This window comes from Amycolatopsis sp. H20-H5, assembly GCF_035828755.1.
In the GTDB taxonomy this organism is placed as follows: Bacteria; Actinomycetota; Actinomycetes; order Mycobacteriales; family Pseudonocardiaceae; genus Amycolatopsis.
The window spans coordinates 168,278-186,099 of record NZ_JAYMZS010000001.1 but is presented as its reverse complement, the minus strand read 5'-3'; the positions used below and the strand labels follow the sequence as shown (position 1 = coordinate 186,099).

Here is a 17,822-nt window from a genome sequence, read left to right as displayed (position 1 = left end):
GGTCGATCCCTTCACTTGATGAGCGCGCGGGCGTCCAGCTGCCCGAACGGGTTGTCCTCGGCCCGGAACTCGGCGGCGAGCTTCCTGGCACGTTCGTGGGCGCCTTCGCGCAGCAGGACGGCGAGCGCGTCGAACCGCTCGGTGTGCACGCGGGCGCGGCGGCGGGCGTAGTCCGCGGCGGAGTCCTTGGTGACCATGAACGCCCAGTCGCTCGAAAGCGCCAGCATCGCCTCGGCCACGGCCTGGTCGCGCACGGCGTCACGGCCGGTTCCTTCGCCTTCGCGAGCGAGGTCGAGCAGGCGCTGCTGCAGGGCCGTGTTGGCCTCCACCATGTCCGCCACCTGCGCGCCGTCCCACACCCGCCAGTCCTTGCCGGAGCCCCAGGACGACGCGGGCAGGTCGATCGGGCCGCCGAGATGGCCCGCGTCGAGCGCGCCCTTGAGCGTGGTCACCCGCACCCCCGCTTCGGGCAGCGCGCGCAGCACACCCTCCAGCCAAGCCGGGCCCTCGTGCCACCAGTGGCCGAACAGCTCGGTGTCGTACGCCGCGACGACCAGTGACTCGCGCCCGTTCTGCCGCTTCAGCTCACGCAGGCGGCCGACCACGGTGTCCACGAAGTCCTTGACGTGCAAGCGAAGCGTGTCCGCGGCCAGCGCCGGGTCGTAGGGCGCCTTGTCCTGCGGCTCGACCTGCTTGCCGGTCACCCGTGAGGGTTTGAGGCCCACTTCGTGCGCCCAGGTGTGGAAGTCCCGGTACGCGGCGTGGCCGGGATAGCCGGCCTTGGGCGACCACACGCGGTACGTGACCTCCAGGTCGCGGCCGAAGCAGACGACGTCGGACTCGCCGACCGTGCGCGCCGCCGAGGTGTCACCCCGCAGTGCCGGGCCGTCGACCAGGAACCGGCGGACCCCGGCGGAGGCGTAACCGTGCTCCATCCCCGGTTCGTAGCCGCATTCCGGCGCCCAGATGCCCTCGGGCCGGTGTCCTGTCCGCAGCGCGGTGTCGTCGAGGCCGCCGCGCAGCATGAAGTCGCGGACCTGCGGTTCGAGCAGCGGCTGGAACGGATGCGCCAGCGGGCCGCCGAGCAGCTCGATCGTGCCGGTGTCCACCCAGGACCGCAGGACCGGCGAAAACCCGTGCCGCCAGCGGGTTTCCAGCTCCTCCGACGCCCTGACCGCGGCCAGGTGCTCGCTCGCCGCCAGGTCTCGTAGCAGCGGCTCGTCGCGCCAGAGCGTGGACGCGTGCCGCGCTCGCAGCTGCCAGTGGCCGAGCCAGTCGTGAAAAGCCTTGATGCTGTAGGGATCGTCGAGCTGCGCGGCCAGGATCGGGGTCATGCCCAAGGTCAGGACGTCTTCGCGCCCCTCGTCGGCGAACCGGTGCAGCATGTCCGCCAGCGGCAGGTACGAATGCGCCCACGCCTGATACAGCCATTCCTCGCCGACCGGCCAGGAACCGTGATGGGGCAGCCACGGCAGATGGCTGTGCAGCACCAGGCAGAACGTGCCCTCCGAGTCGCTCACGCGCGCACTGCCACGGCGACGAGGTCGAGGCTCGCGTCGAGGTCCTCGCCGTGGATCGTGAAGTCCCGCGCGCGGATCGCTTCGACGTCCGCGAGCAGCTCGGGCGGCCAGACGGCCTGGCCGGGCAGCTCGCCCATCACCACGTCGAGCTGGGCGTCGATGATCGAGCCTCCGTGGCTTTCGTCCAGCGTCCGCAGGCTCGCCCCGTGGTGCAGGCCGTGCAGGGTTTCGACCAGGAAGCCCGCTTCGCGCAGCATGGTGTCCATTTCGGACGGTGAGAGTTCCCTGGTGTGGTAGGGGTTCAGCGGCGTTTCGCTGTCCGGGGTGAAGGTCAGCCTGTTCGGCGTGGTGACGAGCAGCCGCCCACCTGGCCGGAGCACCCGGTGGCATTCGGCGAGAAACCCGGCCTGGTCCCACAGGTGTTCGATCACCTGGAAGTTCGCCACCACGTCGACGGAGGCGCCGCGCAGCGGAAGGTACGCGAGGTTCGCCCTGGCGACGGCGACATCGGGATAGCGGCGGGCGACGTGTTCGGTGGTCGGCACGTCGTAGTCCAGCGCCAGCACCCGCGCTGCCAGCGTCGCGATCAGCCCGGCGCCGTAGCCCTCGCCGCAGCCCGCCTCCAGTACCTTCGCTCCCGCGCAGTACGGCAGCAGCGCGCCGTAGGCGGCCTCGTGGCGCCTGAACCAGTAGTTCTCCTCGGCGATGCCGGGAACGGTGCGCTCGCCGGTGAGGTGCAGCGCTTCGGCCCGGGTGGCTGGGGTGGTCACCTTCGCGACATTAGCCCGACCGGCACCGGCCCGGCCGCCGTGGTGGCACGGGGACGGGAAAATCACACCGCGCCGCGCCCGGTGGTGGTCAGCCGCACCACGATCACGGCGAGCGCGAACAACGTGACGGCCAGCACCCCGGCCGTCCAGCGGTCCTCGTCACGGCCGGTCAGCGCCAGCGCCACGGGCAGGACGCCCAGCGAGGTCAGCAGATAGGCCAGATGGGTCACCGGTTCGGCGGGCCGGTGGCCGTCCAGCAGCGCCACGACGTCCAGGACGGCCTGTGCCAGCAACGCCAGCTCGATCGTCAGGAAGGCTGGGGCGAAGCCGCGGAACCGATAGCGCCGGGTCACCACGCGCACGGCCAGGGTGAGTCCGGTGACCAGGCAGGCCAGCGTGGTGCCGAACGCGAGCGCGTCGCTCACGTGGCGGCGCGCGCCCGGCGGCGGCGGCGCTTCGACGAACTCCGGTACAGCCAGGTCGAGACGCCGGTGACCATCAGCGCGAGCGGGGTCAGGCCGAACAGGAACCAGAGCACGCGCCACCAGCCGTTGACCATCCAGCCGAAGTGCGCGGGCTCGAAGACCTTGTCGTAGAGGGTGTTCGCGGCGGGCTCGCCCTTTCCGTCGCCGACGATCGAGGTGTGGGCCGGGTCGTGGCTGTCCACATAGACGGTTACGTCGCCGCCGAAGAACGCCCGGTGGTCGTACGGCGCGTAGCCCTCGCGCGCGACGGACACGCTGTAGTAGCCGGTGGCCGGGGTGGCCGCCACCGCGTACCGCACCTCGCCGGGGACCTGCCGCAGCGCAACGGCTTCCGCCGCGTCGAGGCCGACTTCCCCGGCGCCGGGCGCGGGCGGGTTCGCGGTGAACTTGTACCTCTGCGGGTCCGCCGCGTGGCCCCCGGTGACGGCCAGCCAGGCGTTCTCGACCACGGGCAGTTCGAAGGCCGCGCCGGTGACGCCCCACAGGAAGATCATCGGCACCCCGACGATGCCGAGCAGGTTGTGCAGGTCGTAGTCGCGGGCGAAGCGGCCCTTGCCGGTGCGCACCCGGAACCCGTGCGACAGCCTGCGGAAGCCGGGCCACCAGGTGATCACTCCGGTGATCGCCAGCAGGATCATCACCAGCCCGAGCAGTGCCAGCACCAGCGCGCCCCAGGTGACGCCGTCGAGCCACGTCATGCCCAGCGCGGGCACCGGCTCGGCCAGCCACGAGACGTAGCCGGGATAGCTTTTGCAGGTCAGGCCGCAGTCGTGGAGGTTCGTCAGCAGGCCCATCGTGCCGCCGTCGAGGTCGGCCATGCCGTTGACGTGGCCGGTGCCGGGGTCGACCGCGTAGACCTTGGCGTAGTCCGCGTCGCCGACGGCGAGCACGCCGTTGTCGGCGCTCACCCAGGCCGCCGCGAACTCGGGGTGCGCCTTCGTGACGATGCCGAGCGCCTGCTGCGGCGTGACCGGGTTCGCGCTGCCTGTGTACTGGTAGAAGTCGTCGTTCGTGGCGTGGAAGTACTCGCCGCGGTAGAGCAGGAGCGCGCCGGAGGTCGTCTCGATCACCAGGAGCAGGCCCAGCACCAGCGAGGTCCACCGATGGATGAGCACCAGGCCGCGGCGGACGGGCTTGCGGCGTAGCCAACGCCGGAACCGGCCCTTCAACGGCGCCGACGTAGGGGCGGCCTTGGTCCTCGGCTGGCCGGAAACGATCACCGAGGTAGGTTAGCCTTACTTAATAACTTGCTCCAGAGCCTTTCGGATGACTCCGCGTGGTGATGATCACGCGGCGGGCGAGAGCGTGATGCCGACCGCGCCGGGGCCGACGTGCGCGCCGATGATCGTGCTGGCCTCGACCATCATGCTGTCGGCAAGGTGCGGGAGCCGCCGTTTCAGCGCCGCCCCGATCTCCACCTCGCGGTCCTCGGCGCCGAACCGGGTGACGGCGACGTCGACCTTGCCCTCGCCCGCGGTCGTCACCGCGAGTTCCACGAGCTTGGCGAGCGCGCGTTTCGTGCCCGCCACCCTGGCGACGGGCGCCACTTCGCCGTCACGCACAGTCAGCAGTGGCTTGATCGACAACGCGGTGCCCAGCATCGCCTGGGCGGCTCCGATCCGGCCGCCGCGCCGCAGCCATTCGAGGCTGTCGACGTAGATCAGCTCGGTGCTGGTGCGAAAGCGGCGCTCGGCGGCGTCGATGACCCGCCCGAGTTGCCCGCCCGCGGCGGCGACGCGGGCGGCCGATATCGCCGCGAACCCGAGGCTCATCCCGGTGGTCCCGCTGTCGAGCACGTGCACCGGGATGCGCACCTGCTGGGCGGCTTCGCGGGCCCGTTGCACGGTTTCGGACATGCGCCCGGAGATGTGGACGCTGACGATCGCGGACGCGCCGGAGCTGGCGGCCTCCTGGTAGGCCCAGAAGAACGCGCCGGAGTCGGGCGGGGAGGTGGTGACCGGTGTCCCGGCCCTCATCAACTCGATCAGCCGGGCGCGGTCGAAGCGGTGCTCGTCGTCCGTCTGGTCCCCGACGTGCAGCTGGACCTGCACGACCGAGATGCCCCACTGGGCGGCCAGCTGCTCGGGCAGGCAGGCGGTCGAGTCGGTGATGACGGCTATGTGTGGGGACATAGGGGCGGACATGTGGGCGGACATGGTGGGGGAGGTTAACCGGTAACCACCTACTAGGAGTAGTCCGACATTGGTCCGATCGGGCTAGCGACCACCCTGACCGGCGATTCACGGTCGATACCTCGCTACCGAAAGAACTGGGACGATCGTCCTGATAGATTGGGCATCCAGGTGAATGACGTCACCTCGCCGGGCCAGGTCACCGGAATGGCCCTAATCTACCGGCCAGTAGAGCGTTGACCCGTGGCTCGCACGGGCCACTACCGGGAGGTCGAAGAAGACCCATGACGAATATCGTTGTCCTGGTCAAGCAGGTGCCTGACACCTACTCCGAGCGCAAGCTCTCGGGTGGCGACCACACCCTTGACCGCGAATCCGCCGACGCCGTCCTCGATGAGATCAACGAGAAGGCCGTCGAAGAAGCCCTGAAGATCAAGGAAGCCGGCGAAGGCACGGTCACCGTCGTTTCGGTGGGCCCCGACCGCGCGACCGACGCGATCCGCAAGGCGCTTTCCATGGGTGCCGACAAGGCCATCCACGTCTCCGACCCGGCCCTGCACGGCTCCGACGCGATCGCCACCGCCAAGGTGCTGGCCGCCGCGATCGGCAAGGTCGAAGGCTACGACCTGGTCATCACCGGTAACGAGGCCTCCGACGGCCGCGGTGGCGCGGTGCCGGCGATGATCGCCGAGCTGCTGGGCCTGCCGCAGCTGACGCACGTCCGCGTGCTCACCGTCGAGGGAACGACCGTGAAGGCCGACCGGGAGACCGAGGACGGCATCACGCACCTCGAGGCGAACCTGCCCGCGCTGGTGAGTGTCGGCGAGAAGATCAACGAGCCGCGCTACCCGTCCTTCAAGGGCATCATGGCCGCGAAGAAGAAGCCGGTGGAGACCTTCACCATCGCCGATCTCGGCGTCGACGCGGGCGAGGTCGGCCTCGACAACGCCTGGTCGTCCGTGCTGGAGGCCAACCCGAAGCCGCCGCGCACCGCCGGTGAGCGCGTCGAGGACGAGGGCGACGGCGGCACGAAGGTCGCCGAGTACCTCGTCGGCCAGAAACTCATCTGAGACAAGTTTCGAGGAGGAACGAAAAAATGGCTGAAGTACTCGTCCTCGTCGACCATGTCGACGGTGAGGTCAAGAAGGTCACGCTCGAGCTGCTGACCGCGGCCCGCGCGCTGGGTGAGCCGTCGGCTGTCGTCGTCGGCCCGACCGGCACCGCGGCCAAGGCCAAGGAGTCGCTCGCGTCGCACGGCGCCGCGAAGGTGTACGTCGCCGAGGGCGACGCCGCCACCGGCTTCCTGGTCACCCCGAAGGTCGACGTCCTCGCGGCGCTGGCCGGTTCCGCTTCCCCGGCGGCCGTGCTCGTCGCGGCCAGCGCCGAGGGCAAGGAGGTCGCCGCGCGGCTCGCCGTCCGGCTCGGCTCCGGCCTGCTCACCGACGCCGTGGGCGTCAACGCCGACGGCAGCGTCGACCAGTCCATCTTCGGTGGCGCGTTCTCGGTGAAGTCCAAGTCCACCCACGGCATCCCGGTCATCTCGGTGCGTCCCGGCGCGGTCGAGGCCGAGGCCTCCGAGGGTGCGGCGGCCGAGGAGACCGTCGAGGTTCCCGCCGGGGATCCGGCCAAGTCCGCCAGGGTGACCGGCGTGGAGCCGCTCGTCGGTGGCGACCGTCCTGAGCTGACCGAGGCGTCGATCGTCGTCTCCGGTGGCCGTGGGGTCGGTGCCGCGGAGAAGTTCGACGTCGTCTAGAAGCTCGCTGACTCGCTGGGTGCCGCTGTCGGCGCTTCGCGTGCGGCGGTGGACTCGGGGTACTACCCGGCGCAGTTCCAGGTCGGGCAGACCGGCAAGACGGTTTCGCCGCAGCTGTACATCGCGCTCGGGATCTCCGGTGCCATTCAGCACCGGGCCGGGATGCAGACGTCCAAGACGATCATCGCCGTGAACAAGGACGCCGAGGCGCCGATCTTCGAGATCGCCGATTTCGGCGTGGTGGGCGACCTCTTCAACGTCGCCCCCCAGCTGACCGAGGCAGTCGCCAAGCGCAAGGGCTGATTTGACTGACCCTGAAGGCCACCTTCACAGCGTAATACGCCGTGAAGGTGGCCTTCAGGGACTTAGCTGAAGACGGGCGGGACGTAGCGGCAGATCGGCGTTTTGGCGTGGGCCGGGTCCAGGGCGTTCATCACCACACGCTCGGCTATGGGGTCGTAGGGGATGCCAAGGTGGTCGGTGAAGTCCAGGGAGCAGAGGTCTTGGAGCAGGATGTTCTTTACGTTCGAGGCCGGTTTCAGGTAGGCGTTCGTGTACGGGGTGACCACCTCGTCGTACTTCGTCTGGATGACCGTGTAATCGACGCTTGAGGCCGTACCGCCGCCGGTGTTCAGGGCGGTGAGGAACGGTGAGCCCGTCGTCTGCTCGTTGCAGGACGCGCAGATCGCGCCCAGGACCGCGGGGACTCCCGGGATGGCCTGTACCGCGGTGAGCAGGCCGAACAGGTTTGTGCCGTAGTTCGACGGGGACAGGCCGATCAGCTTGCCGATTTTCCGGTCGCCACCGAGGTTCTTGATCCAGTAGCGGATGTTCATCCCGCCCTGTGAGTGGCCGACGACGTCGAGCTTCGCTGCTCCGGTCGCGTTCAAAACCTTGTCGCCGAACGTCGCCAGCTGCCCGGCGGTGCCCGCGATCGGGCCGACGGTCTGCAGGAAGCTGCCGGGGGAGCCGCCGAAGTTGCCGGCGAACACGCAGTAACCGTCGTTCGCCAGCAACTGCGAGAGGTTCGCCCAGTTCTCGTACGCGTTGGCGGTGGTGCCGTTGGACAGCAGGACCGGGTTGGGGTGCTTGGCGGTCGGCTTGCAGTTCCAGTCGTTCGTTCCCGGCGGGGAGATCGTCGGCGCGGCCAGCGAGTAGAGCGCCGCCGAGATGATGTTCGGCTGCACAGGTCCCGTCGGTTCCCTCACCGCCGCGCCCGCCGTGCCACTGCCCAGCACCAGCGCTCCGGCTGCCGCCAGCAGGGCCACCGCCGTCCGCCCGAAAGTACGTACACCCATCCTGTTCACCTCTCTGTGAACCGATGGTGACCTGTGTCACCCAGACTGTTAACGCACGAGTAGGGCCGGAGTTGCTGGCGCTGGTGGGTTTCTTTCCGAACCAGCCCTGACCTGGGGCGGCGGAGCGAGCCTGAGAGAAGCCTGAGAACCCGCAATTTACTGAAAGTGCACCAAGCGGTCACCGGATCACACTCTCCGCGGTTTCCAACCCGCGGGTAAACCTGGGGCATGACGTCGTCACAGCTCCTCGTCAGCACCGACCAGGCGGGTGCCGAGCTTCCGGCCGATGCCCCGCGGTACTCGCTGCTCGTAGCCAACGGAAACGACGAAGTCCTCGCCGCGCAGCGGCTTCGTCACCAGGTGTTCGCCGAGGAGATGGGTGCGAAACTCACCTCTCTCGTGCCCGGCCTCGACGTCGACAGATTCGACGAGTTCTGCGACCACCTCGTCGTGCGCGACGACAACACCGGCGACATCGTCGGCACCTACCGGATGCTCCCGCCCGAGCGCGCCGCCCAGGCGGGCTCGCTCTACTCCGACAGCGAATTCGACCTCACCAACCTCGCCGGCCTGCGATCCTCGCTGGTCGAGACCGGCCGCTCGTGCGTGCACGCTGACCACCGCAGCGGCGCCGTCGTCAGCCTGGTCTGGGCCGGGATCGCCCGGTACATGCTGCTGTCCGGCCACCGCTACCTCGCCGGCTGCGCTTCGGTGCCGCTGTCCGACGGCGGCAGCTTCGCCGCCGGTGTGTGGGATGTGTTGCGCGACAAGCACTACTCGGACGAGGCCACCCGCGTGACCCCGTTGCACCCGTGGTCGGCCGAAGGTGTCGAGCGCCCGTCGCGGTCGGTGCTGCCGCCGCTGATCAAGGGCTACGTGCGGCTCAACGCCCAGGTCTGTGGTCCGCCCGCGCACGATCCGGACTTCGGCGTCGCCGACTTCCTGGTGCTGCTGGACCTGCAGAAGATCGACGAGCGGTACCTGAGGTTCTTCCTCGGGGCGTCGTGATGACCCACGCCTGGATGCCGACGTCGCCGTGCGGCGACGGCTGCCTGACGCCGGGTGCGCCGACGGTGTCGTTCCCGCGCCGGGTGCTGCGCTTCGGCGCGGCGATCGGGGTGCTCGCCGGGGCGATGTTCACCGCACCGCTGATGCTCGTCCTGCGCGGCCGCGCGCGGGAAGGCTGGGTCCGGCTCATCTTCTCGGCCATGCTGCGCGCGTTCGGCGTCCGGCTGGAGGTGCGAGGCGGCAAGGACTTCCGGTCCACGCCGCCCGGCCGGGGTGCGCTGGTGGTGAACAACCACATCTCGTGGCTGGACATCGTCGCGCTCAACGCGATCCGGCCGATGCGGGCGCTCGCGAAGAAGGAGATCGCGGGCTGGCCCGTGCTCGGCGGCCTTGTTTCCCGCGGCGGCAGCATCTTCCTCGACCGGGAGCGGCTCAAGACGCTGCCCGCGACCATGGCCGAACTGGCCGACGCGCTGCGGTCCGGTTCACTCGTCAGCGTGACGCCGGAGGGCACCACCTGGTGCGGGCTGGCGTCCGGCCGGTTCACCACGGCGACGTTCCAGGCCGCGATCGACGGCGGTGTCCCGGTGCGGCCGCTGGCGTTGCGCTACCGGCTTTCCGACGGCAGGGAGACCAGCCAACCGGCGTTCATCGGGCCGGAGTCGCTCATCGCGTCACTGCGCCGGGTCGCCGCGCTTCGCGGGCTGGTGCTGGAGATCCACGTCTGCCCGGAGATCGCCCCCGGCCGTGCGGAGAATCGCCGCGAACTCGCCGCGCTGGCCGAGTCCGCGGTCCATTCGGCGCTCGGCACGGTCAAGATCCCCGCCCAGCAGCGCCGCCGCCGTCGCGTCACCCGCCCGGCCCCGGCCCCGATCTCAAGCTAGCCGGAGCCCAGGTCCCTGTCGCGACTGTGGAACTCGCGCTCCCGAGCGTGGGACTCGCCGCGTGCCGTACGGCACGCGGCGAGTCCCACATTCAGGTGGGCGAGTTCCACGGTGAGCGGGGCCGAACTGGTCAGCTCACGGACAGCGTGAGCTTGCCGCCGCTGTGCCCCGTCGCGCTTTCGCGCTGCGCGTCGGCCGCCTCGGCGAGCGGGTAGTCCTTGCCGAGGACGACCGCCAGCTTGCCCGAGGTCACCCGCTCGGCGATCTCGTCGAGCACCCCGGCCAGCTGCTCGTCCGCGCTGCCCGCGGAGAACGTGATGCCCAGCCCGAACGCCGCCGGGTCGGCGATGGTGACGACCTTGTCCTTGCCGCCGACGAGCTCCACGGAGTCCTCCAGAACGCCGTATCCCGCCGCGTCGAACACCTTCTCCACCGGCTTCGGCGCGGCTTCGCGGACACGCCCGGCCCAGCCGTCGCCGTAGAGCACCGGGATGGCGCCCAGCGATGTCAGGTCGTCCTGGGCGCCCTGGCCACCGACGCCGACGACCGTCGCACCGGACGCGAGCGCGAGCTGCGTGGCGACCCGGCCGACGGCGCCGCTCGCGCCGTGGATCAGCAGCACGTCACCTTCGCTGACGTTCAGCACCTTCAGCGCGCGCAGCGCGGTCTCCCCGGCGACCGGCAGCGCCGCCGCGACCCGCCAGGACACCGTTTCCGGCTTGCGGGCGATCGAGGCTGCCGAGGCCAGGACGTACTCGGCGTAGGCGCCGTCGGTGGTCCAGCCGAACACCTCGTCGCCGACGGCGAACGAGACCCCGCCGCCGACCGCGTCGACCACTCCGGCCGCCTCGGTGCCGGGGATCTGGGTGCCTTCGAGCGGCGCGCCCTGTGCCATCCCGCCGCTGCGGACCTTCCAATCGATCGGGTTGACGCCGACCGTCCTGACCGTGATCCGGACCTGGCCCTCGCCGGGCTCCGGCTTGGCGATCTCTTCCAGGTGCAGGACGTCCGCGTCGCCGTACTCGGTGTAGGTGATGGCTCGCATGTTGCTTCTTCTCCTTGGCTCGGCGACGGTCTGTGGTGAACGCCTGTCTACAGTCAAGCCCGTTCCCGGCCACCCCGAACCACTCGGACGAGCAGTGTTCACTAGCCGGACGAGCAGTACCCCGGTGCACCGACCGGCCTACCCTGGTGGCTATGGCTGAGTCGTGGTCCGACCCCCTGCAGGTGCTCGACGTCGTCGATCGCATCCTGAGCGCATCCCGCCCGGAGCTGCTGCACCGGTTCGCTCGCGAGGTGGGCGCGGTGCTGCCGCTGCGGGCGGCCGTGATGCAGACCGGCGACTGCCCGCGCAGCCCCCTCAAGTCCAGTGGCGACGAGACCGTCACCGGCATGGTCACCAGCGCCGAACTCCAGCATCTGGACGCGCTCGCCGAACCCGGACGGGCGGCCGTGGTCGAAGGCGTGCTGGGCGGGGTCCGGCGGAGGCTCGTGCTGATCGCGTCCGCTCCGGCCGTCGGCAACGGCGCGATGGTCGTGCTCGTGCCGGAGGAGGACGAGCCCGGCGAGTTCGCGCTGGGCGTCGCCGCGCGGCTGTGGAACCTGGTCAGCGTCGACGCCGGTCACCGCGCCCTCGAACTCGAGCCGGAGCTGCTCGCGGGCAACCTCGCCGCCGCGACGGCACGGGCGCAGGCCATCACCGACCTCGGCCAGACCCACGCGACGACGCTGGTCACCCTGCTCGCGATCCTGCGTTCGCGGCAGCTGGCCGACCCCGCCGCTCGCCGGACCGCGACCGAGCTGGCCGCGACCGCGCTGCTCGACCTGCGCGCGGTCGCGGACCGTGACCAGGCACTTTCGGCGGAGTCCGCTTCGGCTGCTTTCGGTGTGCTGACCGACCAGCTCGGCCCGTTGGTGCGTCACACGGACGTCGGGCTCGATCTGGTCGGCCCGGAGGGGGAACGTTCGCTGCCACAGGACATCGCGCACACCGCGCGAACGGTCACGCGCGGGCTGGTGCTCGCCGCTCTCGATCGGCAGGGGACCCGGCGGATCCGGGCAGGGTGGAGCGTCGACGGCTCGATGTTGCGGATCACTGTGCGTGATGACGCTCCCGAGGTCGACGGGGGGACACCGGGGCACGGGTTGTCCGAGCGGATCGCTCCACTGGGCGGGCATTGGGAGGTCGACGCCGTTCGCGGGTGGGGGACCACGGTGACGGCGGTGCTGCCGCTGGAGGTGGCCGAGCCTCCTGAACTGCGGCCGCTGGAGCGGCTGAACTCGCGGGAACTCGAGGTGCTGGCCGGGATTTCCCGGGGGCGGCGTAACCGCCAGATCGCCGAGGGGCTGCAGCTGAGCGAGCACACGGTGAAGTTCCACGTGCGGAATTTGCTGGAGAAGCTTGAGGTGAGTTCCCGGGGCGAGGCCGCCGCCCTTGCCAGGGACCTGCGGGTCGTCGCGTCGTGATTTTGCCCCGCGGGGGCTTTGACTGCCTCTGAAGGCCACCATCAGGGACCTATACGCCCCCAAGGTTCCCTTCGCGACTTCTCCTCCCAGGGCTGCCTTTCGGCGGGGTGTTGACTTCCAGCGGAGTGGAGGTTGCAGGGTTGGATCATGGTGGGGATTGCTGATCGGGCCGGTCCGGGTTCGCGAGGGATTTTGTGGGCTCCGCAACGTCGGGTGACCACTGTCGCGCTCCTGCTCGTTGTTACTTTGGTGGCTTTCGAGAGCATGGGCGTCGCGACCGCCATGCCGACCATGGTCGCCGAGCTGGACGGGCTTTCGCTTTACTCGTGGCCGTTCACCACTTTTTTGATCGCCAGTGTGGTGGCCACCGTGCTTTCCGGGCGGGTGGGGGATCTGCGCGGACCCGCGCCCGCCTTGGTGGCAGGGCCCGTGCTGTTCGCCGCCGGGCTGGTTGTCGCGGGGACTGCCAACGGGATGGCCGCGCTACTGCTCGGGCGGGCTTTGCAGGGGTTCGGTGCCGGGTTGCTGCTGGTGTCCGTGTCGCTGTTGATCGCGCTGACGTTCACCGATCGTGAACGGCCGGTGATCTACGCCGCCAATGCCGCCGCCTGGGTACTGCCCGCCGTGATCGGACCGTCCGTCGCCGGGGTGCTCACGGTGAGTGTCGGGTGGCGGTGGGTGTTTCTCGGGCTGGTGCCGCTGCTCGCGCTGGGTTTCGTGTTGCTCGTGATCGTGGTGCGGAGGTTGCCGGCGCACGTGCCGGGTGTCCGGGGGCAGCAGGCCGGGGTGATCGCCGCGGTGCTTGCCGCGCTCGGGGTTGCCGTCGTGACGTGGGCTGCTCAGCATCCGTCGCCGTCCGCGCTCGCCTACGGTCTCGCCGGGTTGCTCGCGCTGGCGTACGCGCTGCGCAAGCTCCTGCCCGCCGGGACGTTGACTTCGCGTCCGGGGCTGCCGACCGTGGTCGCGTCGCGGGCGCTGATCAGTGGTGCTTACGCGGGCATGGAGGCCTATCTCCCGCTCACGATGAGCGCTGTTCACGGGTACGGTCCCGCGCTCGCGGGGTTGCCGCTGACCATCACCGCCGTTGGCTGGTCGGCGGCTTCGGTGCTGCAAGGGCGTTTTCTGGACTGGTCGCGTCAGGCCTGTCTGCGGACCGGTTTCGCGCTGGTCGCGGGTGGGCTGGCGTTGTTCGCGCTCGTTTCGCAGCCGTGGTTTCCCGGCTGGGTCGCCGTCGCGGCCTGCGCGGTCGGAGGCGCCGGGATGGGCATCGCGATGCCCGCGATCTCGGTGCTGCTCCTGCGTTACTCCCCGGAGTCCGAGCGCGGGTTCAGCACCTCCGCGATGCAGCTGGGTGACTGGGTCGGCTCGGCGATCACCATCGGGCTCGGCGGTGTCCTGCTCACCGCGCTGGCGTCGGCGAAGGAGCCCTCACCGGCCGTCGCGGTGCTCATCGTGCTGATGATCGCGCTCGCGCTGCTGGGCGTCCGGCTCACCAGCCGGTGGCCCGCGAAAGTGTGACAGCGCACGTACGGTGCCAGGGTGGGCTTGGTCACGGGCCGGAGCGGTCTACCCTGGAGTGGCGATGACCTATCTCGACCATGCGGCGACCACACCGATGTTGCCCGAAGCCGTAACGGCGATGACCGAGGCGCTGTCCACCGTGGGCAACGCCTCCGCGCTGCATTCCTCCGGCCGCCGGGCCCGGCGCACCGTCGAGGAGGCCCGCGAGGTCATCGCCGAGGCGCTGGGCGCTCGCCCGTCCGAGGTGATCTTCACCGGCGGCGGCACGGAGAGCGACAACCTCGCGGTCAAGGGTATTTACTGGGCCCGCCAGGGCGAGCGGCCCGAGCGACGCCGGGTGCTGTGCAGCACGGTCGAGCACCACGCCGTGCTCGACACGGTCGAGTGGCTGGAGCGGCACGAGGGCGCCGAGGTCACCTGGCTCGAGGTCGATCACCGCGGACGCGTCTCCCCGGAGACACTGCGTGCCGCCATCGCCGCGGCTCCCGAGACCGTCGCGCTGGTGACCGTGATGTGGGCCAACAACGAGGTCGGCACGATCAACCCGGTGGCCGAGCTGGGCGCGGTGTGCGCCGAGCACGGCATCCCGCTGCACACCGACGCCGTGCAGGCGGTCGGCGCGGTGGAGCTCGGCTTCGCGGCGAGCGGCGCGGCCGCCCTGACGCTGACCGGGCACAAGCTCGGCGGCCCGTACGGTGTGGGCGCGCTCCTGCTGGGGCGTGACACGGCCTGCGTGCCGCTGCTGCACGGCGGTGGCCAGGAACGCAGTGTCCGCTCCGGCACTCTCGACGTCCCGGCGATCGTCGCGTTCGCCGCCGCCGTCGAGGCCGGTGTCGAGGGCCGTGCCGAGTACGCGAAGAACACCGAGGCCCTGCGGGACGAGCTGATCGAGGCCGTCCTCCGGGAGGTGCCTGACGCGGTGCTGAACGGCGGCGAAGGCGAACGGCTGCCCGGCCACGCGCACTTCACTTTCCCTGGCTGCGCCGGGGACAGCCTGCTGATGCTGCTCGACGCCAAAGGCATCGAGTGCTCGACGGGTTCGGCCTGCACGGCGGGGGTCGCCCAGCCGAGCCACGTGCTGCTCGCGATGGGCGCGGATCCGGCGGCCGCACGCGGTTCGCTGCGGTTCTCGCTGGGGCACACGTCCACCAGGGCTGACGTCGAGGCGCTGGCCGCGGAAATCGGCGGCGTGGTCACCAGGGCCCGGCAGGCGGGGTTGTCCGGGATGCGCAAGCAGGCACAGAAGCAGGAGGTGTAGGGGTATGCGGGTATTGGCCGCGATGAGCGGGGGAGTCGACTCGGCGGTGGCCGCCGCACGCGCGGTGGACGCCGGGCACGAGGTCGTCGGCGTGCACCTGGCACTGTCCGCGAAGCCTGGCACGCTGCGCACAGGTTCCCGCGGCTGCTGCACGGTCGAAGATTCGCACGACGCCCGGCGCGCCGCGGACATCCTCGGCATTCCCTTCTACATCTGGGATTTCGCCGAGCGCTTCACCGAGGAGGTCATCGAGACCTTCGTCGGCGAGTACGCCGTCGGCCGCACGCCGAACCCGTGCGTCACCTGCAACGAGAAGATCAAGTTCGAGGCACTGCTGGACAAGGCGATGGCCCTCGGCTTCGACGCCGTGGCCACCGGCCACTACGCCCGCCTGTCCGTTGTGGACGGTGTGCCTGCCTTGCGCCGCAGTGCGGACGAGGGCAAGGACCAGTCGTACGTCCTCGCGTCGCTGACCCCGGAGCAGCTGCGCCACGCGATGTTCCCGCTTGGCGACTCCTGGAAGACCGAGGTCCGCGCCGAGGCGGAGCAGCGCGGCCTGTCGGTGGCGAACAAGCCCGACAGTCACGACATCTGCTTCATCCCCGACGGCGACACCAAGAAGTTCCTGGAGAGCCGTCTCGGCCAGCACCCCGGCGAGCTCGTCGACGCCGAAACCGGCGCCGTCCTCGGCCACCACACCGGCGTCCACGGATTTACCGTCGGGCAGCGCAAGGGCCTCGGCATCGAGGCCCCCGCCGCCGACGGCCGTCCCCGGTACGTCCTTTCGCTGGAGCCGGTGTCCGGCACGGTCAAGGTCGGTTCCTCGGCGGACCTGGGCGTCGACGTCATCGAGGCCGACCGCCCGATCTGGCCCGGCGCACCGCTCGACGGCCCCACGGAGTGCGTCGTGCAGGTCCGCGCCCACAGCGGCATCGTTCCCGCGGTCGCCGAAGCGATCGGCGACGACGTGACTATCCAGCTGCGCGAGCCGCTCAAGGGCGTCGCTCCCGGGCAGGTCGTGGTTCTCTACCGTCCCGACACCGCGGGCGACCTGGTGTTGGGCAGCGCGAAGATCTCCGCCACTCGCTGACTGCCCCTGAAGGCCACCTTCACGGCGTCTAACGCCGTGAAGGTGGCCTTCAGGGGCAACTACAGCGCGAGTTTGAAGCCGGTGTGCGAAGCGGCGAAGCCGAGCCGCTCGTAGAAGCGGTGCGCGTCTACTCGCGAAGCGTCCGAGGTCAGCTGTACCAGGGCGCAGCCGCGCCGCCGGGACTCCTCGATCGACCAATGCATCAGCTCGCCGCCGAGGCCGCTGCCGCGGTGGTCGGCCCGGACGCGGACGGCCTCGACAAGGCAGCGCAGCGCGCCGCGCCGGGACAGCCCGGGGATGAACGTCAGCTGCAACGTGCCGACGGTTTCACCGGCTTCGTCGGCCACCATGAGGAGCTGGTTCGGGTCGGCTTCGATGTCCTCGAACGCCTTCAGGTACGGGCCGAGGTCGTCGGCCGAGTCGCGGGTCGCGCCGAGCTGGTCGTCGACCAGCATGCGCACGATCGCCTCGACGTCCTCGCGGCGGGCTCGCCGGATCACGGCTGCGAAGCCGCGTAGTGCCGGACGCCGTCGACCTCGTCCGCGGCCAGTTTCCCTTGGGAGACAAGCAGATCCAGATGCGCGCCGGTCTCCAGCACGGCCAGCGTCTGGTTGAACGCGTCCATGTCCGGCAGCTTGCGCCCCCGCCGCGTCCAGCCGAGGCGCAGCGCCGTTTCGTACGCCGTGGTCGCGCCGGCGGCGATCTGCGCGCCCATGGTCTCCAGCCGCTCGCGGTGGTGTTCCAGCAGCTCGTCGATCCGCGCGTGCACGCTGTCGGTCACCAAGCCGTGCGCGGGCAGCATGCGCTGGTCGGGCATCGCGCGGATGAGCGCGAGCGAGTCGAGGTAGTCCTTGAGCGGCAGCGCCACGGTCACCGGTTGGAAGCCGATCGACGGGGTGATGTGCGGGAGCACGTGGTCGCCCGTGAACAGCAGCCCGGCTTCGTCGTCCAGGAACACGACATGCCCGTTCGTGTGCCCCGGCGTGTGCACGATGTCGAGCTCGCGGCCCGGCACGGCGCGCTTGCCTGGCGTGAGCCACTCGTCCGGTTGCTCCCACAGATGCGCTTCGGTGTGCTTCAGGCCGCCGAACAGCCGCGCGAGCTCGTCGACCACGGGTTTGGCGCCGCACTGGTGGAGCAGCTCCACCTGGGCGTGCATCGGGAACCGGTCAGGGTCACCCGAAAGAGTCAGTGACGGCTCTTCTCGCTGTCCCAGCCCGATTTTCCCGCCGAACTCGCGCCGCAGGCTGACGGCCATCGTGTAGTGGTCGCGGTGGACGTGCGTGATGAGGAATTCGCTGATGTCGCCGAGTTCCGCGCCGAGCCCCTTGAGCCCGGCCGCGAGCTGCTCACGTGCCTCGTCGAGTGCCCAGCCGGAGTCGATCAGCACGAGCTCGGTGCCGTCGGTGATCGCGTAGACGTTGACCGCCTTCAGCGCGTCGTTCGGCAGCGGCAGCGGGATCCGGTACACCCCGGGCGCGACGGAGTAGACCCCCGGCTCGGCCCAGTTCCTGGTGCTGTCCTCAGGCAACGGCTCCACGACAACCTCCAACCGGGTGAGACCGCGGCGTCTCACCCGCCTTTCACCCTGAGCGGTGCCGGCCCTGGTGTCCACCAGGGCGGGCTGAGACACCCGT

General features: G+C 70.2%; 16 protein-coding genes and 1 pseudogene. 8 read left to right on the top strand and 9 right to left on the bottom strand.

The annotated features are described in order from the left end of the window. Window positions 1-11: 11 nt before the first annotated feature. The 5 genes from QMK34_RS00865 to QMK34_RS00845 all read right to left on the bottom strand — a co-directional run bounded on the left by QMK34_RS00865 (window position 12) and on the right by QMK34_RS00845 (window position 4,907). The gene (locus QMK34_RS00865; protein WP_326410159.1) at window positions 12-1,520 is read right to left on the bottom strand and encodes a glycoside hydrolase family 57 protein; all 1,509 of its coding nucleotides are present in this window, start codon (window positions 1,518-1,520) and stop codon (window positions 12-14) included. Beyond that, window positions 1,517-2,290, bottom strand: coding sequence for a class I SAM-dependent methyltransferase (locus tag QMK34_RS00860; RefSeq protein ID WP_326410156.1), 774 nt, complete (start codon window positions 2,288-2,290; stop codon window positions 1,517-1,519). The genes QMK34_RS00865 and QMK34_RS00860 overlap by 4 nt, the downstream gene beginning before the upstream one ends. A 62-nt stretch (window positions 2,291-2,352) precedes the next feature. Beyond that, window positions 2,353-2,715: a hypothetical protein gene (locus QMK34_RS00855; protein WP_326410154.1), complete on the bottom strand. Its 363-nt coding sequence runs from the start codon at window positions 2,713-2,715 to the stop codon at window positions 2,353-2,355. Then, entirely contained in the window at window positions 2,712-3,995 is a 1,284-nt protein-coding gene (locus QMK34_RS00850) for a PepSY-associated TM helix domain-containing protein (protein WP_326410152.1), read from the bottom strand. Before QMK34_RS00850 ends, QMK34_RS00855 begins: the two co-directional genes overlap by 4 nt. A 66-nt stretch (window positions 3,996-4,061) precedes the next feature. Further along, window positions 4,062-4,907, bottom strand: a complete 846-nt coding sequence (locus QMK34_RS00845; protein ID WP_326410251.1) for a DegV family protein — start codon at window positions 4,905-4,907, stop codon at window positions 4,062-4,064. Between the two features lie 284 nt (window positions 4,908-5,191). Between QMK34_RS00845 and QMK34_RS00840 the strand changes: the two genes are divergently transcribed. Both QMK34_RS00840 and QMK34_RS00835 read left to right on the top strand, forming a co-directional pair. Beyond that, window positions 5,192-5,977 (top strand): electron transfer flavoprotein subunit beta/FixA family protein, encoded by a 786-nt coding sequence (locus QMK34_RS00840; RefSeq protein WP_326410150.1) that lies wholly within the window; start codon window positions 5,192-5,194, stop codon window positions 5,975-5,977. 26 nt (window positions 5,978-6,003) lie between these two features. Further along, window positions 6,004-6,963: pseudogene (locus QMK34_RS00835) on the top strand (electron transfer flavoprotein subunit alpha/FixB family protein). A gap of 62 nt (window positions 6,964-7,025) precedes the next feature. On the opposite strand, the gene QMK34_RS00830 reads toward QMK34_RS00835, so the two are convergent. Further along, window positions 7,026-7,958: an esterase/lipase family protein gene (locus tag QMK34_RS00830; RefSeq protein ID WP_326410148.1), complete on the bottom strand. Its 933-nt coding sequence runs from the start codon at window positions 7,956-7,958 to the stop codon at window positions 7,026-7,028. A 228-nt stretch (window positions 7,959-8,186) separates the two neighbouring features. Here QMK34_RS00830 and QMK34_RS00825 point away from each other — a divergent pair, with 228 nt between their 5' ends. Both QMK34_RS00825 and QMK34_RS00820 read left to right on the top strand, forming a co-directional pair. Next, window positions 8,187-8,966, top strand: a complete 780-nt coding sequence (locus tag QMK34_RS00825) for a GNAT family N-acetyltransferase (protein ID WP_326410146.1) — start codon at window positions 8,187-8,189, stop codon at window positions 8,964-8,966. Then, the gene (locus QMK34_RS00820; protein WP_326410144.1) at window positions 8,966-9,850 is read left to right on the top strand and encodes a lysophospholipid acyltransferase family protein; all 885 of its coding nucleotides are present in this window, start codon (window positions 8,966-8,968) and stop codon (window positions 9,848-9,850) included. Before QMK34_RS00825 ends, QMK34_RS00820 begins: the two co-directional genes overlap by 1 nt. A gap of 130 nt (window positions 9,851-9,980) precedes the next feature. On the opposite strand, the gene QMK34_RS00815 is transcribed toward QMK34_RS00820, so the two are convergent. Beyond that, window positions 9,981-10,895: an NADP-dependent oxidoreductase gene (locus QMK34_RS00815; protein WP_326410142.1), complete on the bottom strand. Its 915-nt coding sequence runs from the start codon at window positions 10,893-10,895 to the stop codon at window positions 9,981-9,983. A gap of 152 nt (window positions 10,896-11,047) precedes the next feature. On the opposite strand from QMK34_RS00815, the gene QMK34_RS00810 reads away from it, so the two are divergent. The 4 genes from QMK34_RS00810 to mnmA all read left to right on the top strand — a co-directional run bounded on the left by QMK34_RS00810 (window position 11,048) and on the right by mnmA (window position 16,185). Then, entirely contained in the window at window positions 11,048-12,316 is a 1,269-nt protein-coding gene (locus tag QMK34_RS00810) for a helix-turn-helix transcriptional regulator (protein ID WP_326410139.1), read from the top strand. 147 nt (window positions 12,317-12,463) lie between these two features. Continuing rightward, entirely contained in the window at window positions 12,464-13,834 is a 1,371-nt protein-coding gene (locus tag QMK34_RS00805; RefSeq protein WP_326410137.1) for an MFS transporter, read from the top strand. A 64-nt stretch (window positions 13,835-13,898) separates the two neighbouring features. Continuing rightward, window positions 13,899-15,095, top strand: a complete 1,197-nt coding sequence (locus tag QMK34_RS00800) for a cysteine desulfurase family protein (protein ID WP_326410135.1) — start codon at window positions 13,899-13,901, stop codon at window positions 15,093-15,095. Between the two features lie 4 nt (window positions 15,096-15,099). Continuing rightward, on the top strand, window positions 15,100-16,185 hold the full coding sequence (mnmA, locus tag QMK34_RS00795) for a tRNA 2-thiouridine(34) synthase MnmA (RefSeq protein WP_326410132.1): 1,086 nt from the start codon (window positions 15,100-15,102) through the stop codon (window positions 16,183-16,185). Window positions 16,186-16,244: 59 nt separating this feature from the next. On the opposite strand, the gene QMK34_RS00790 is transcribed toward mnmA, so the two are convergent. Together QMK34_RS00790 and QMK34_RS00785 are read right to left on the bottom strand one after the other, a co-directional pair. Beyond that, the gene (locus QMK34_RS00790) at window positions 16,245-16,685 is read right to left on the bottom strand and encodes a GNAT family N-acetyltransferase (protein ID WP_442785073.1); all 441 of its coding nucleotides are present in this window, start codon (window positions 16,683-16,685) and stop codon (window positions 16,245-16,247) included. Then, on the bottom strand, window positions 16,682-17,725 hold the full coding sequence (locus QMK34_RS00785) for an MBL fold metallo-hydrolase (protein WP_326410130.1): 1,044 nt from the start codon (window positions 17,723-17,725) through the stop codon (window positions 16,682-16,684). The genes QMK34_RS00790 and QMK34_RS00785 overlap by 4 nt, the downstream gene beginning before the upstream one ends. Between the last annotated feature and the right edge of the window lie 97 nt (window positions 17,726-17,822).

Bases quoted from the DNA above. Each gene is read 5' to 3' on its own strand.
- QMK34_RS00840 (WP_326410150.1), top strand. From the start codon at position 5,192: ATGACGAATATCGTTGTCCTGGTCAAGCAGGTGCCTGACACCTACTCC.
- QMK34_RS00815 (WP_326410142.1), bottom strand. From the start codon at position 10,895: ATGCGAGCCATCACCTACACCGAGTACGGCGACGCGGACGTCCTGCAC.
- QMK34_RS00800 (WP_326410135.1), top strand. From the start codon at position 13,899: ATGACCTATCTCGACCATGCGGCGACCACACCGATGTTGCCCGAAGCC.
- QMK34_RS00830 (WP_326410148.1), bottom strand. From the start codon at position 7,958: ATGGGTGTACGTACTTTCGGGCGGACGGCGGTGGCCCTGCTGGCGGCA.
- QMK34_RS00825 (WP_326410146.1), top strand. From the start codon at position 8,187: ATGACGTCGTCACAGCTCCTCGTCAGCACCGACCAGGCGGGTGCCGAG.
- mnmA (WP_326410132.1), top strand. From the start codon at position 15,100: ATGCGGGTATTGGCCGCGATGAGCGGGGGAGTCGACTCGGCGGTGGCC.
- QMK34_RS00845 (WP_326410251.1), bottom strand. From the start codon at position 4,907: ATGTCCCCACACATAGCCGTCATCACCGACTCGACCGCCTGCCTGCCC.
- QMK34_RS00810 (WP_326410139.1), top strand. From the start codon at position 11,048: ATGGCTGAGTCGTGGTCCGACCCCCTGCAGGTGCTCGACGTCGTCGAT.
- QMK34_RS00805 (WP_326410137.1), top strand. From the start codon at position 12,464: ATGGTGGGGATTGCTGATCGGGCCGGTCCGGGTTCGCGAGGGATTTTG.
- QMK34_RS00820 (WP_326410144.1), top strand. From the start codon at position 8,966: ATGACCCACGCCTGGATGCCGACGTCGCCGTGCGGCGACGGCTGCCTG.